General features: G+C 70.7%; 13 protein-coding genes. 8 read left to right on the top strand and 5 right to left on the bottom strand.

The genetic code is table 11. The annotated features are described in order from the left end of the window. Positions 1-17 precede the first annotated feature (17 nt). Complete coding sequence (locus ACWEOW_RS15450) at positions 18-1,271, bottom strand: aminotransferase class I/II-fold pyridoxal phosphate-dependent enzyme (RefSeq protein WP_452270101.1); 1,254 nt, start codon at positions 1,269-1,271, stop codon at positions 18-20. Between the two features lie 91 nt (positions 1,272-1,362). On the opposite strand from ACWEOW_RS15450, the gene recR reads away from it, so the two are divergent. The 5 genes from recR to ACWEOW_RS15425 all read left to right on the top strand — a co-directional run bounded on the left by recR (position 1,363) and on the right by ACWEOW_RS15425 (position 5,598). Then, positions 1,363-1,962, top strand: a complete 600-nt coding sequence (recR, locus tag ACWEOW_RS15445; RefSeq protein WP_452270100.1) for a recombination mediator RecR — start codon at positions 1,363-1,365, stop codon at positions 1,960-1,962. Positions 1,963-2,183: 221 nt separating this feature from the next. After that, positions 2,184-2,759: a DUF5063 domain-containing protein gene (locus ACWEOW_RS15440; RefSeq protein WP_452270099.1), complete on the top strand. Its 576-nt coding sequence runs from the start codon at positions 2,184-2,186 to the stop codon at positions 2,757-2,759. 148 nt (positions 2,760-2,907) lie between these two features. Further along, the gene (locus tag ACWEOW_RS15435; RefSeq protein ID WP_452270098.1) at positions 2,908-4,179 is read left to right on the top strand and encodes an aspartate kinase; all 1,272 of its coding nucleotides are present in this window, start codon (positions 2,908-2,910) and stop codon (positions 4,177-4,179) included. Between the two features lie 99 nt (positions 4,180-4,278). Further along, a complete protein-coding gene (locus ACWEOW_RS15430; protein ID WP_452270097.1) occupies positions 4,279-4,455 on the top strand; it encodes a hypothetical protein in 177 nt (58 codons plus the stop codon). A gap of 102 nt (positions 4,456-4,557) precedes the next feature. Further along, positions 4,558-5,598 carry a DNA topoisomerase IB gene (locus ACWEOW_RS15425; RefSeq protein WP_452270096.1) on the top strand — a complete coding sequence of 347 codons (1,041 nt, stop codon included), beginning with the start codon at positions 4,558-4,560 and terminating at the stop codon, positions 5,596-5,598. A 114-nt stretch (positions 5,599-5,712) separates the two neighbouring features. Here the strand turns inward: ACWEOW_RS15425 and ACWEOW_RS15420 are convergent, their stop codons facing one another. Then, the gene (locus tag ACWEOW_RS15420; protein ID WP_452270147.1) at positions 5,713-7,110 is read right to left on the bottom strand and encodes an MDR family MFS transporter; all 1,398 of its coding nucleotides are present in this window, start codon (positions 7,108-7,110) and stop codon (positions 5,713-5,715) included. 368 nt (positions 7,111-7,478) lie between these two features. Between ACWEOW_RS15420 and ACWEOW_RS15415 the strand changes: the two genes are divergently transcribed. Continuing rightward, positions 7,479-8,600 (top strand): glutamate--cysteine ligase, encoded by a 1,122-nt coding sequence (locus tag ACWEOW_RS15415; RefSeq protein WP_452270095.1) that lies wholly within the window; start codon positions 7,479-7,481, stop codon positions 8,598-8,600. Here the strand turns inward: ACWEOW_RS15415 and ACWEOW_RS15410 are convergent. Beyond that, positions 8,597-11,389 (bottom strand): multicopper oxidase domain-containing protein, encoded by a 2,793-nt coding sequence (locus ACWEOW_RS15410; protein WP_452270094.1) that lies wholly within the window; start codon positions 11,387-11,389, stop codon positions 8,597-8,599. The two genes, ACWEOW_RS15415 and ACWEOW_RS15410, sit on opposite strands and share 4 nt — an antisense overlap. A 314-nt stretch (positions 11,390-11,703) precedes the next feature. Then, on the bottom strand, positions 11,704-12,426 hold the full coding sequence (locus ACWEOW_RS15405) for a helix-turn-helix transcriptional regulator (protein WP_452270093.1): 723 nt from the start codon (positions 12,424-12,426) through the stop codon (positions 11,704-11,706). Positions 12,427-12,497: 71 nt separating this feature from the next. On the opposite strand from ACWEOW_RS15405, the gene ACWEOW_RS15400 reads away from it, so the two are divergent. Further along, entirely contained in the window at positions 12,498-12,788 is a 291-nt protein-coding gene (locus tag ACWEOW_RS15400) for a DUF2249 domain-containing protein (RefSeq protein ID WP_452270092.1), read from the top strand. A 67-nt stretch (positions 12,789-12,855) separates the two neighbouring features. Beyond that, positions 12,856-13,263: a hemerythrin domain-containing protein gene (locus tag ACWEOW_RS15395; protein ID WP_452270091.1), complete on the top strand. Its 408-nt coding sequence runs from the start codon at positions 12,856-12,858 to the stop codon at positions 13,261-13,263. Here the strand turns inward: ACWEOW_RS15395 and ACWEOW_RS15390 are convergent. After that, a complete protein-coding gene (locus tag ACWEOW_RS15390) occupies positions 13,250-13,438 on the bottom strand; it encodes a BldC family transcriptional regulator (RefSeq protein WP_452270090.1) in 189 nt (62 codons plus the stop codon). The two genes, ACWEOW_RS15395 and ACWEOW_RS15390, sit on opposite strands and share 14 nt — an antisense overlap. Between the last annotated feature and the right edge of the window lie 288 nt (positions 13,439-13,726).

The following is a 13,726-nucleotide window of genomic DNA, read 5'->3' as shown; positions in this document are numbered from 1 at the left end:
CCGCGCCTGACCAGCAGCTAGGCGCGACGGGCGTCGGCGATGGCGGCGGCGAAGTGAGGCAGGGACGCCTCGATCGTGTCGGCAGTTGCCGTCAGGCAGATCCGGAACCAGCCCGGCGTCTCGAAGAGCGCACCCGGCATGACGAGCACCCCACGCTGCGCGAGTCCCTTCACGAACGACTCGTCGTCGGCGACGGGCGACCGAGGCCAGAGGTAGAAGGTCCCCTCGGGGACCGAGACCTCGTACCCCATCTCGCGCAGCGCCGCGACGAACCGGTCGCGCTTCGACTGGAGACCCGGGATGTCGATCGACAGCTCCTCGAGCCGCGGGATGGCGTACTGCATCACGGCGTTCGGGAAGAGCCAGCCGCCGGCGACCTGCAGGCTCTCGATGGCCTCCATCAGCGCGTCGCGCCCGGGTATGCCGGGTGGCACCGCGATGTAGCCGATGCGCTGACCGGGTGCGAGCAGGGTCTTGCCGTACGAGTAGCAGATGACGGTGTGTCGGTAGAACTGCGCCGGACTGTGGAACTGGTTGCCGTCGAAGACGATTCGGTTGTAAGGCTCGTCCGACACGATCCAGATGCGACGGCCGTGCCGGGCCGACGCCTCGTCGAGCAGCCGGCCCAGGGCCGTGAGGACCTCCGGTGGGTAGATTCGGCCGCTCGGGTTGTTCGGGGTGTTGACGATGACCGCGCGGGTGCGTTCGGTGATGGCCGCGGCAATGCCGTCGAGGTCGAGGTCGAAGGTCGGCTCGAGCGCCTTCACCTTGACCGGGACCAGCCCCGCTTCCAGGGCGAGGCCCTCGTAGAGGAACCACGGGGGCAGCGTGTAGACGACCTCGTCGCCCGGGTCCGCGAGCACCTTCATCGCCACGGTGATCGCGCCGAACCCGCCCGTCGTCATCCTCAGGTTGTCTGCCGCCCACCCGAGTGGCACCACGCGTTCCAGGGACGCGGCCGCTGCCTCCTGCGCCGTGACCTCGCTCTGCTTGTAGGCGAACCACAGCTCGTCCTGGGGGAGTGCGGCCGTGCGCAGCGCCTCGACGTACTCGGTCATCTGCAGCTCGTGCGGGTCCCCGAAGGTGAAGTCGAGGACGCCCGGCTCGCGGCGTCGCGTCTGGTAGTCGGACTTGCGCAGGAAGTCGAACAGCACCCGGAACGGCACGGCGGCCTGGATCCGCTCGCTGCGACGTGAGACGAGCCGGTCGACCTGCTCTGTCTCCTGCCTCGCTCCCTGCCCCGTCGCCTGCTCAGCCACTCGCTCACCCATGGCCCACTCCTCGTCCCGGAGGCCTCGTTCACGCCACGGTAGACCGGTGCGGCGGTCCGCAGCAGGGCTTCTCCAGGCTTAGGGTTGCGGTGTGTACGAAGGCGCGGTGCAGGACCTCATCGACGAGCTCGGACGGCTGCCGGGCATCGGCCCCAAGGGCGCGCAGCGCATCGCCTTCCACCTGCTGCAGGCCGACGCCGACGAGGTGAGCCGGCTCGTCACGGCGCTGACCGAGGTCAAGGCCAAGGTGCGGTTCTGCGACGAGTGTGGCAACGTCGCCCAGGCCGAGAAGTGCCGGATCTGCGCTGACCCTCGGCGCGACCACACCGCGATCTGCGTCGTCGAGGAGCCCAAGGACGTCGTCGCGATCGAGCGCACTCGCGAGTTCCGTGGCGTCTACCACGTGCTCGGCGGAGCGATCAGCCCGATCGACGGCATCGGCCCCGACGACCTGCGCGTGCGCGAGCTGATGCAGCGTCTCGCCTCGGGCGACGTGCAGGAGGTCATCATCGCCACCGACCCGAACCTCGAGGGCGAGGCGACCGCCACCTACCTGTCGCGGCTGCTGCGCGACCTCGGCGTGACCGTGACCCGGCTCGCGTCGGGACTGCCGGTCGGCGGCGACCTGGAGTACGCCGACGAGGTCACGCTCGGGCGGGCCTTCGAGGGCCGTCGCCGCGTCGACGCCTGACGCCGGACTGCCCTCCGACACGCGGCCCCCTCGACCAGCGCCGCGTGTGCGAGGGGCAAGGCGGGCGGCGACACTAGAACGTCACCAACTTCACGCCCTCCCGTATGCCGCCGGGTCGAGTCGCAGGGCAGACTGAACGACGAGCGCTACCGCGCAGGACGGCATACCTGCCCGACGGCATACGGGTCGGAGGGCACCCGAACCGGACAAGGGGATCCCAGATGGCTACCGACGACCACAGCGATGTCGACGACCTCGGCGGGCTCGCCGACCTGACGGCCGCTGAGGCCAGTGCCTTCCTCACCTCGGTCACCGAGGTCGCGTCGGGCAACGCCCCCGACACCGCGCTGCCGGTGCTGACGCTCGCACTCTCCCAGGTGCTCGTCGCCGGGGCGCGGCTCGGGGCGATCCAGGACGTCGTGCTCGAGGAGCGCTTCGAGGCCGACCCCGGGGCCGACGACGACGTCGACCCGCTTCGCGACGGCTTGGCCAACGTCCTCACCGGCATCGACGACTACGTCTACGTCGTCGACCCGGTCACGTCCGGGGAGCGAGCCGACGGCTCGATCTCCAACGACGCCGCCGACATCGCAGTGGCGCTCAGCCACGGGCTCAAGCACTACGCCGCCGGTCGCAAGGTCGAGGCGCTGTGGTGGTGGCAGTTCAGCTACCTGTCCTCGTGGGGGGACCGGGCGCTCTGCGCGCTTCGGGCGCTGCAGTCGATCCTCGCGCACCTGCGCCTCGACGCGGACGAGGAGACCGTCGGCGAGGCCGAGTTCGACGCGCTGCACCCCTGACCCGGTCGGGCTGGGCGGCCGTCTCAGCATGGTGACCATCCAGTGGACATCCCGGTCGCGAGCCTAGACTCGGGCTGCCCCCATCGGGCTGCCCCGCAGGCCGACCGTCGGGCGCCCATTCGGTCCAGCGAGCAGATCCGGAGCAGCCGTGAGCGTCGTCGTCCAGAAGTACGGCGGGTCGTCCGTGTCCGACGCCGAGGCGATCAAGCGTGTCGCCCGGCGCATCGTGGAGACGCACCGCGCCGGCAACTCGGTGTGCGTCGTCGTCTCGGCGATGGGCGACACGACGGACGAGCTGCTCGACCTCGCGGAGCAGGTCGCCGCGAACCCGCCCGCCAGGGAGCTCGACATGCTGCTGACCTCGGGCGAGCGCATCTCGATGGCGCTCGTGGCGATGGCCATCGCCCAGCTCGGTGCCGAGGCGCGGTCGTTCACCGGCAGCCAGGCGGGCGTCATCACCGACGATGCGCACGGCGCGGCCCGCATCATCGACGTGACGCCCGGGCGCATCCAGAGCGCGCTGGACGCGGGCCACATCGCGATCGTGGCCGGGTTCCAGGGCGTCAGCCAGACCACCAAGGACATCACGACGCTCGGCCGAGGCGGCTCCGACACGACCGCCGTGGCGCTCGCCGCGGCGCTCAAGGCCGACGTGTGTGAGATCTACACCGACGTCGACGGCGTCTTCACCGCCGACCCGCGCGTCCTGCCCAGCGCCCGCAAGCTCGACGTGCTGTCGATGGAGGAGATGCTCGACCTGGCGGCCAACGGGTCGAAGATCCTGCACCTGCGCTGCGTCGAGTACGCCCGCCGTTACGGCATACCGATCCACGTGCGTTCGTCGTGGTCGCAGCGGCCCGGCACCTGGGTCAAGGACAACCCCTACGAAGGAGAAGGCGCTGTGGAAGCACCGATCATCGCCGGCATCGCCCACGACCGCAGCGAGGCCAAGATCACCATCGTCGGCGTGCCCGACCGGGTCGGCGTCGCCGCGAAGATCTTCGGCGCCATCGCCGAGGCCGGCATCAACATCGACATGATCGTGCAGAACGTGTCGGCCGCGGAGACCGCCAAGACCGACATCTCGTTCACCCTGCCGCAGGAGGACGGCGCCCGGGGCATCCAGGTGCTGCAGTCGATCAAGCACGACGTCGACTACGAGGACCTGCGGCTCGACGACAAGATCGGCAAGATCGCGCTCGTCGGGGCGGGGATGAAGAGCCACCCGGGCGTCTCGGCGAAGTTCTTCGGCGCTCTGGCCGAGGCTGGCATCAACATCGAGATGATCTCGACCTCCGAGATCCGCGTCTCGGCGGTCACCCGCGCGGACATGCTCGACGAGGCGGTGCGTGCCGTGCACACGGCGTTCGGCCTCGACTCGGCCGACGAGGCGATCGTCTACGGCGGCACCGGCCGCTGAGCTCGGGCGGCTTCCGGACAAGACACAGGTTCGCTCCATCGGTGCGTGGGTATGGTCGAAGTAAGGCCAGTTCCTCGGGGGGAAAGGCAAGACAGTTCTGTGACCCCTTACGAATCGCACCTGCAGGACGACGGTTCGGTGTTTCCGCCGGTTACCCCCGACCCGCCCCTGCCTCCCGGTCAGCAGGAGATCGAGGTCCCCGAGATCGTCCCGGTCTCGACGCCCGACGGCCCGGACACGACCCAGACTCGACGGGCGGACGAACCCGCCGGGTGACGGCGCCCCCGGTTCGAGGTATCGCGGTCGAGGTATTCGCTCGCGCTCTCGACCGACCTGCAACCTCGACCCGATGACCTCGACCCGGGTATGAGTGCGGGTGTGAGACTTCGGCGTAGCGCCATCGATGGGCCCGGCATACGACGCATCGGGCGGGGCAAGGGGTTCGGCTATGTCGATGCCGGCGGGCGCCCGGTGGACGACGAGACGCGCCAGCGTGCAACCGCACTCGTGATCCCGCCGGCCTGGCGCGACGTGTGGATCTGCCCGTTCCCGAATGGGCACATCCAGGCCGTCGGCACCGACGACGCCGGGCGGCGGCAGTACCTCTACCACGAGGGATGGCACGAGGCTCGCGGCCGCGAGAAGCACGACCGGGTGCTCGCGCTGGCGAAGCGGCTGCCGGCCATGCGGGTCCGGATCGCGTCCGACCTGCGCACGAGCGGGCTCAGCCGGCGCCGGGTCACAGCGGCCGGCCTGCGGATGCTCGATGCCGGCCTGTTCCGCACGGGCGGAGACGAGTACGAGGCCGAGCACGGCTCCCACGGTGTCGCGACGCTGCTGAGGGACCACGTCACCGTCAGTGGCGACGAGGTGACGTTCGAGTTCCCGGCCAAGTCCGGGCAGCTGCGTGAAGCCGTCATGGCGGATCCCCTTCTCGCACGGGTTGCTTTGTCCCTCAAGCGAAGCCAGCACCCGGGTGACCGGCTGCTCGCCTTCCGTGAGGGCCGTCGCGAGTGGCGGGAGCTGCACTCGGGCGATCTGAACGTCGCGTTCAAGGAGATCGTCGGTGAGGAGTTCACCGTCAAGGACCTGCGCACCTGGGCTGCCACCGTCACGGCCGCGGTGGCCCTCGCGCAGGCCGGCCCTGCCGACACCAAGGCCGAACAGAAGCGGGTCGAGAAGGCGGCGATGACGGTCGTGGCCGAGCATCTCGGCAACACACCCGCGGTCGTGCGGCGTTCCTACGTCGACCCGCGCGTGCTCGACGAGTATGCCGTGGGGCGGACGGTCGCGCGTGGCCTGGCCCGCCTCAGTGCCGCGGACCGTCGACGCCTCGCGCACGGCGACCTCGTGCAGGTGCGGGACCGGGACGCGCTCGAGCGCTCGGTCGTCCGGTTGCTCAGCGACTCCCGCACCTAGCGCCGCGCCTCCACGTCTTGCCGGTCGATGTCATGGCGCGTCGTACTCGGCGTGTCGTAGCGGGCGCGCACCGACATCGACCACGCACCTGCATCGAACCGGATCAGAACGCGCCTACTCGGCGGCGGTCGCCTGCGGCTCGGGGACCGGCTGGTCCTGGCCCTGTTCGAGATCCTCCGCCCGCGTCTGCGGCATGAAGAGCCCGGCCGCGAGTCCGAGGAGCGCGGCGACGACGGTCGCGAGGAACACCGCTGCAGAGGCATCGCGAATCGCGGTCGGTGTCCCGGTGCCGCCGCTCGAGGCGATGATGCTGTTGGCGGCCGCGCCGAAGATCGCGACGCCGACCGCGCTGCCGACCGAGCGCATGAACATGTTCGACCCGGTGACGACGCCGCGCTCGCTCCACGGCACCGAGGCCTGCGCGGCGATCAGCGTCGGGGTTGCGACCAGGCCGAGCCCCAGGCCGACGACGAAGCACGAGAGGGCTGCCGACCAGACGTTCGGCCTGGCCGAGGTGATCCAGAGGGCCGCGGCGCCGACGCTGGCCAGGGTCAGGCCGATGAGCGCGGTCGGCCTGAACCCGATGCGCAGGTAGAGGCGTCCCGACTGCGACGCCGAGATCGGCCACCCGATCGTCAGGGCAGCGACGGCGAGCCCGGCCACGAGCGGGGTCGCGCCGGTGGTGCCCTCGAGGAAGGTCGGCACGTAGGAGGTCAGGCCCACCAGGACCGCGCCGACGCCGACCGAGATGAACAGGGTGGTCACGATGAGCCGCCGGGAGAAGATGTCGAGCGGCAGCACCGGCTCGGCCGCACGCCGCTCGATGGCGACGATGGCCACGAGCAGGAGCGTGCCGACGCCGAACGCCGCGATGCTCTGCCACGACGTCCACGCCCAGGCCTGGCCGCCTTCGAGGACGGCGAGGATCAGCAGGCTGAGCGAGATGGTCAGCGCAGCGGCGCCGGCATAGTCGATCTGGTGGGCTCGGCGCTCGACGGACTCGTGGTAGCCGCGCCACAGCATCCACGCCGCCAGCAGGCACAAGGGGATGTTCACGAAGAAGATCCAGCGCCACGAGGCGAACTGGGAGAAGACGCCACCGAGAGTCGGGCCGACCACGGACGAGACCGCCCAGACGCTGGCGATGTAGCCCTGCGCCTTGGCCCGCTCGGCGACCGTGTAGATGTCTCCGGCGATGGTGATCGTCACCGGCAGGACGGCTCCGGCGCCGATGCCCTGGACCGCGCGCATGGCGATGAGCGACGGCATGTCCCACGCGAGGCCGCACATGATGGACCCGACCAGGAACAGCCCGATGCCGAACAGGATGACCGGTTTGCGACCGAGCGTGTCGGCCAGCTTCGCGTAGACCGGGACCGACACGGCCTGGGCGAGCAGGTAGACCGAGAAGAGCCAAGGGAACTGCGTGAGGCCGCCGAGCTCGGCGACGATCGTCGGGACTGCGGTGGCCAGGATGGTCGCGTCGAGCGCGATGAGCGCTGTCGACAGCATCAGGGCGATGAGGATGGGTCCGCGCTCGGAGCGGAACCCGACTGTTGTCGAGGTGGACACGGTCCTCCCGAGGTCAGGTATGTCTACGTCAGGTGTGAGATGTGCGGGTTGGTCCGGCGGCGCTACTGGGTGAAAGCCCGATGTTCGCCAGATTCATTCCCGCCCATCCCACCGTTCGGGCGCTCGTGGCGAGACACTGGTGACTCGGGCCACGCCCGGATGGGTACGTCGCCCGTGCGACCCCTCTCGTGCCACGCGGGTTCGCCGCGGCACCCCACGGACGGACGTATGCCGTCAGGCTCGCCGGCACCACCCGGCCTGACGGCATACGTCTACAGGGGCGCGAACCGTTACGGGAAGGAGCCCATGTGGTGCGCACGCTGGGGGTCGAGGAGGAGATGCTCCTCGTCGACGTGCGGAACGGTCGCCCCCGCTCCGTATCGGGCCAGACGCTGATCCGGGCCGCCCATCAGCCTCCTGAGGTCGCCGGGGTCGGCGTGCACGGGGCCGTCGAGGGGGAGTTCCAGCAGCAGCAGATCGAGACGCACACGGCGCCCGCGGCCGACCTGGGCGCCTTGCGCGACGAGATCAGGCGCTGGCGGCGCGAGGCCGTCGACGCGGCCCGGGGGACCGGCTCGAGCGTTGCCGCACTGGGGACCTCGCCCCTGCCGGTCAACCCGATCCCCGCGAAGTCGACCCGCTACGCCTGGATGGAGGACCGCTACCAGCTCACGGCGCGTGAGCACCTGACCTGCGGGTGCCACGTCCACGTGTCCGTCGAGAGCGACGAGGAGGGGGTCGGGGTGCTCGACCGGATCCGCGTGTGGCTCCCGACTCTCCTTGCTATCAGTGCGAACTCGCCGTTCTGGAACGGCAAGGACTCCGGCTTCGCCAGCTACCGCTCCCAGGCCCTGGCGCGATGGCCCTCGTGGGGCCCGACCGATCTCTTCGAGTCGGCGGCGGCCTACCACCGTCGCGTCCGCGATCTCGTCCTGACCTCGGTGGTCCTCGACGAGGGGATGATCTACTTCGACGCGCGGCTCGCTGTGCACTACCCGACGGTCGAGATCCGCGCGGCCGACGTGTGCTTCACCATGGACGAGGCGCTCGTCGTCGCGGCGATCTGCCGCGGGCTCGTGGATACGGCCGCCACGGACTGGGCGCGCGGCCTGCAGGCGCCGCCAGTGCCGACCCAGCTCATCCGGATGGCGACCTGGCAGGCAGGGCGGGATGGTCTGAGCGGCAACCTGATCGACTGGCGCAGTGGGCTGCCCAGGCCGTGCTGGTCCGTGGTTGCCCAGCTGCTCGACTACATCGGCCCGTGCCTCGAGGCATCCGGTGATCTGGCGGCGGTCGAGGCCGGGTTCGCGCGCCTTCGCGAAGACGGCAACGGGGCGATCCGGCAGCGGGCGATGCTCGAGCGCACGGGCCAGCTCATCGACGTGGTGGCCGAGGCGGTCCGCGCGACCTCCGGCCACCTCAACGACTAGGGGGCGACCTCGATCAGCCCGCTCGCTCCACGCTCGGCGTCGGCCATGATGTGCGAGACGAACGGGTACGTCCCCGCGGCCGGGATCGACAGCTCGACGAAGCCGCCCTGTGCCGGCGCCAGGTCGAGCGCCTGCGAGCCGCCGGTCGACGTCCCTGGCGGGTCGAGCGGCCCGCGGCCGTCGCGCAGCAGGTACGTGCCCTCCTTGTAGACCGTGTCGAACTGGGCGCCGACCACATGGAATGCCGTGCTCCTGTTGGGGCCTGCGTCGAGCACCCAGACCCGGATCCGCTCGCCGGGCTGGGCGGTCAGCGACCGCGCCGCGTACTGAGCGGCATACCCGTTGAACACGACAGCGTCCGGCCGTTCGGCCGCGACCTTGGCGGGGTCCACGGGTGCCCCCTGGCCGGCGCCGAGGTACACCTCGGACTGCACGAGCAGGTAGCTGTGTGAGACCGGCGTGAGGCCGTCCGGCTCGATGACGACCGCGCCCGCCATCCCCGCCGCGATGTGCGCCGACATCGGCATCGTCGAGCAGTGGTACATCCAGATCCCGGCCCGCCGTGCGGTGAAGCGGTAGACGAGCGAACCGCCCGGCGGCACTGTGCGCATGACGTCGGCCGGGTTGTTCTCACCTGCGTGGAAGTCGATCGAATGGCCCATCGTCCCGTGGTTGACGAGCGTCACCTCGAACGTGTCGCCCACGCGGCCGTGGAGCGTTGGGCCGGGGGACTTCCCGTTGTACGTCCATCGCTGCTGCCTCACCCCGGGGGCCACCTCCACGGTGACCTCCTCGACCGTGAGCGTGATCCGGTGCACGCGCTCGCCGGTCAGCGGCGCAAGGACGGGGTCGTATGCCGTGAAGCCGGGTCCCGGCTGCTTCATGAGGTCGATCGTGGGGCTGGATCCCGGGGCGCCGGGGTCCGGGGCCGCCGTCGCGGGGCCGGAGCCGTCCGGCATCGGCATGCCGTGCGACTGTCCGTTCCTGCCGGCTTCGGAGTTGCCGATCGCCTTGATGGACAGGGTCATTCCCATCTGACGATGCCCGACGACCGAGCACCAGGCGTCGATGTCGCGGCCGATGACGCCGGCGTCGATCGTGGCGCGCTGGCCGTCGGATAGGCGGCCGCTCGACTGGCCGGTGTCGAGGACGAGGTCGTGGACGTTCGTCGGGTCGGTGTTGACGATGTCGATCAGGAGGCGGTTGCCGAGGGGCACCGAGATCGAGGACGGGCTGAAGCGCATGTCCATCACGGTGACGGTGACGCGGGTCGTCTCACCAGTCGGGGTGACTCCCGCGGCTGTCGCACCGCTGCCCGTCGCGCCCACGCCGACGAGCCCGGCTGCGGCGGGGTCGAGCCCGACGCCGAGGGCGGCCCCCAGAGCGACCACGGCGACGCCCGCGACGAGCTGCGACCGGGCGAAGGGCCGCTGGGTCAGTGGTGCGATGACGGGGACCCGCCCCTTGGCCGGTGGGGTGGTCGGGCCTGCAGAGGGCCCCGTTGCGGAGCCGAGGGTGCGCGACGGCATACCCGCTGGCACATCGTGGCCCGCACCGGTCTGCGACTCCGCGAGCGTGCGCCTGGCCCTGATGCCCGCGCGAATTCCCTTGAACATCAAGGGGATGTAGCTCGCGAGCGCTGCGAGCACGAGAATGGAGACGACGACGCGGACGAGGCCCGGCACGGGCAGCAGGCACACGGCCAGGCCGAGGTTGGCCACGACGACCCGGACGGTGCCTGCCGTCTCGAGCGGTGCCATGGAGGCCCGGAGCACGGAGGGCCCGCCACCGAGAACGACCGGGATGAGGTGGGTCAGCGAGCCGAGGAGCACCTGCAGCGCGAAGCCCACGACGAAGATCGAGGTCAGCGTGCCGTAGTGCTCCGCGAGGTCGTGCCAGGCGCCGCCGGTCGGCGCGAACCGCGCGACCGCGACTCCGAGCACGACCAGGCCGATGGCCAGCCAGACCATCCCCGAGCCCGCCGACAACGTGGGAAAGGTGGTGGGCGTCCGGCGCCGCGCCGCGACCACGACACCCCGGACCGTGAGGCCGACGCCGACGAGGTAGGCCGCGACGCCCGCGACAGTGAGCCACGGGAGGTCGACCAGGGGGCCCGCGACGATGAGGGCCAGGCCCGCGCCGACGATCGGCAGCGCCCGCCGCGAGTCCTGCTCCGCGCCGTCGGCCATGCGGGTCCTCAGCATGGTCGGCCAGAGGGTCACGAACGTGCCGAGGATGCTGAGGCCGACCCAGCCGAGGAGATTCGTCATCGTGTGGGCGACGAGGAGCCGGCCGTGCCAGGTGTCGGCCTGTCCCCGGGCGAGGAGGACGCCGAAGAGCGCGCCGACGGGCAGGCAGGACGCCGCGAGGATGTAGTAGCGAACCGTGATACGGAAGCGGCCGGGCAGGGCCTTGCGCAGCCGGACGACGAGCATGCAGGCGTGCCAGACCACCGCTGTCGAGACCAGCGTGGCGCCGACGACGGTGACCGGCCAGAGCGCGGTCGGCACGCCGACGAGCACGAGGGTGGTGCCGGCGGCGAGCAGGCTGAGCCGGTAGGTCTGGCGGCGGCGTGACTCCAGGTCCGGACGGCTGCGCAGCAGCGCATCGGTGAAGTGGACGCTCCACACCATGATCGAGTGCGTCACCGCTCCGAGCACGACGAGATGGACCATGAGCCACCGGGAGTCGTCGACGAAGGGGTGGACGAGCGCGACGAGAACGGCCAGGCCGAGCCAGATCACGACCGGCCGGTCGCGCATGAACCAGGAACCGCGAGTGGTGCTCATGCCGTGCGTCCGACGGCTCAGGTGTGGCGCTTCGGAATATTCACGGAATCGACTGTAGATATTTCTGGACCGCTTGGCCAATCCGCTAGCCCGGCGTGCTGAGCCCGCCACCGTCGAGTGGCCCCGTCGTCGCACGCGTTCGTGCCAGGAGTGTGCTCGCCACCGTCGAGTGGCCCCGTCGTCACACGCGTTCGTGTGAGGAGTGGCGTTCCTGGGACTGGTGTGACGACGGGGCCACTCGACGGCTTGTGGCGCCTCGGGTGCAGCCCGGCTTCATCCGCCTGCTTCATCCGCCTGCTTCGTCCGCCGGCGGCCTAGGCGGGCCGGTCGGCCTCCGGCTCCGCGGTGGGTGTCAGGTGCAAGAGGCAGGCGCCGGGCTCGGCGAAGGCCTGGAGCGACACGTCGCGTGGCGCATGCTTGGCCTCGAGCACCCCCTCGACGATGCCGCGGTGGACCTGGCAGACGACCTCCGGGCGCTGCCTGGCCACCTCGAGGATGGGGCAGCGTCGGAGCCGCACTCGCACCGAGGGCGTCTGGGCCGAGACGTCGGGGTCGAACCCGAGGTCGCCGAGCAGCCGGACCACGGTGTCGTCGGCGGGCTCGTCGGCGCCGGGGTCTGCGTCGGCGAGACTGTGGCCCCAGCGGCGGCCGAGGCTGATCATGTCGCTCCGGACGTCACCGCCATGTTCGGCGACGTGGTCGGCAAGGACCCTGGCCAGGGTGACGTACTCGGCCGCTGCCGGCGAGCGGCGCGGGCTCGGTGTGTAGCCCCACCCGGGGCGGCCCCGCCCACTCGGTGCGAGACGTGAGCGGCGCGCCAGGCCGGAAGACACCAGGCGGTCGAGGTGCTCGCGTGCCGTGTTCACGTGCAGGTCGAGCTCTGCGGCGACCGCGGCGATCGAGACCGGCTGGTCGGGGGACTCGTGGGCGAGGTCCTCCAAGGCGCGCAGGGCTCGGCGCCGCTGTGCGGTCAGGCGCTGGGCGGCTCCGGTGTCGCGCTCGGTGGGGAGCGGGCCGAGCCGAGTTGGATTTTCCACAAGGATCACCGTATAAAAAGAAGTGGTGCGCGGCAACGAGACCGCGCCGTGTCGACGCCAAGGAGCGTGTCATGACCCAGTTCATCCCCGTGTCTGAGACGAGCACCCACACCTGCGGGTGCGGTTGCACCGACGAGGGGGTGCCCGCTCTCGACGTCACGGTCATCCCGCATGCGATCCGCCACGCGACGGTGTTCGGTGCGCTCGACGCGATCTCGCCGGGCGGTTCGATGGACCTCGTCGCGCCGCACAACCCGCTGCCCCTGCTGGCCCAGCTGCGCGAGCGGCACGGCGACGTGGGCATCGAGTACCTCGTCGAGGGTCCCGATGCCTGGAGGCTGCGTCTCACCCGGCCGGCCTGACTCGTCGAGGTTCGCGGGCATGTGCAGCTATTGCGGGTGTCAGTCGATCGACTCGGTCGGTCGGTTCATGCAGGAACACGAGGAGATCGTGAACCTCACCGGGCCGCTGCACCGGGCCGTCTCCGCGGGTGACGACGCAGCGATCTCGGCGGCGCTGGACCATCTCGTCTCGCACCTTCACCCGCACACCGATGCGGAGGAGGCCGGGCTCTTCACGGTGCTTCGAGGCAAGCCCGGCTTCACGGCATACGTCGACGGGCTGTGTGCGGAGCACGCCCTGCTCGACGGGCTCGCCGAGCGGATCCGGGCCGGAGAGCACGGCGTCGTCGATGAGTTCGTCAGCCAGCTGCGCAGCCACATCGACAAGGAGGAGAACGGGCTCTTCCCCGCAGCCGCCATCGAGCTCGACGGGCCCGACTGGGTGCAGGTCGACCGCCTCACCCCGTCCCGAGCGGCTGCGCTCAGGACTCGCTGAGGATCTTGAAGATGTCCTCGGAAGCGAACCGGCGATGCCCGCCGCGCGTGCGGATCGAGGGCAGCTTGCCGATGCGAGCCCAGCGGGTGATGGTCTTGGGGTTGACGCCGAACAGGACGGCGACCTCCGCCGGGCGCATGAGTCGCGCCGGCTTCGTCTGCTGGGGGGTGGTCATGCTGCTCCTCGAGGGATCGAAGCGGGGGTTTCTAGTGAGTAGGACGCTCGAGGCCCAGAAAAATGACCGAATTCTGCCCAGAAGTTCTGTCCCGCCCCGGCCCGTCCCCCGCGTCACCCCCCTCGTTGAGTGGGCGCGCCGTCACACCAGCCCCAGCCACATGGCGCGCCACTCGACTGGGACGGGGCGCCCACTCGACTGGGACGGGGCGCCCACTCGACTGGGACGGGGCGCCCACTCGACTGGGACGGGGCGCCCACTCGACTGGGACGGGGCGCCCACTCGACT

The sequence above is a fragment of the Monashia sp. NPDC004114 genome (genome assembly GCF_053603855.1).
The sequence above is the reverse complement of the archived record's forward strand: the minus strand, read 5'-3'. Positions and strand labels throughout refer to the sequence as shown.

Bases quoted from the DNA above. Each gene is read 5' to 3' on its own strand.
- ACWEOW_RS15410 (WP_452270094.1), bottom strand. From the start codon at position 11,389: ATGAGCACCACTCGCGGTTCCTGGTTCATGCGCGACCGGCCGGTCGTG.
- ACWEOW_RS15420 (WP_452270147.1), bottom strand. From the start codon at position 7,110: ATGCTGTCGACAGCGCTCATCGCGCTCGACGCGACCATCCTGGCCACC.
- ACWEOW_RS15440 (WP_452270099.1), top strand. From the start codon at position 2,184: ATGGCTACCGACGACCACAGCGATGTCGACGACCTCGGCGGGCTCGCC.
- ACWEOW_RS15450 (WP_452270101.1), bottom strand. From the start codon at position 1,271: ATGGGTGAGCGAGTGGCTGAGCAGGCGACGGGGCAGGGAGCGAGGCAG.
- ACWEOW_RS15400 (WP_452270092.1), top strand. From the start codon at position 12,498: ATGACCCAGTTCATCCCCGTGTCTGAGACGAGCACCCACACCTGCGGG.
- ACWEOW_RS15395 (WP_452270091.1), top strand. From the start codon at position 12,856: ATGCAGGAACACGAGGAGATCGTGAACCTCACCGGGCCGCTGCACCGG.
- ACWEOW_RS15390 (WP_452270090.1), bottom strand. From the start codon at position 13,438: ATGACCACCCCCCAGCAGACGAAGCCGGCGCGACTCATGCGCCCGGCG.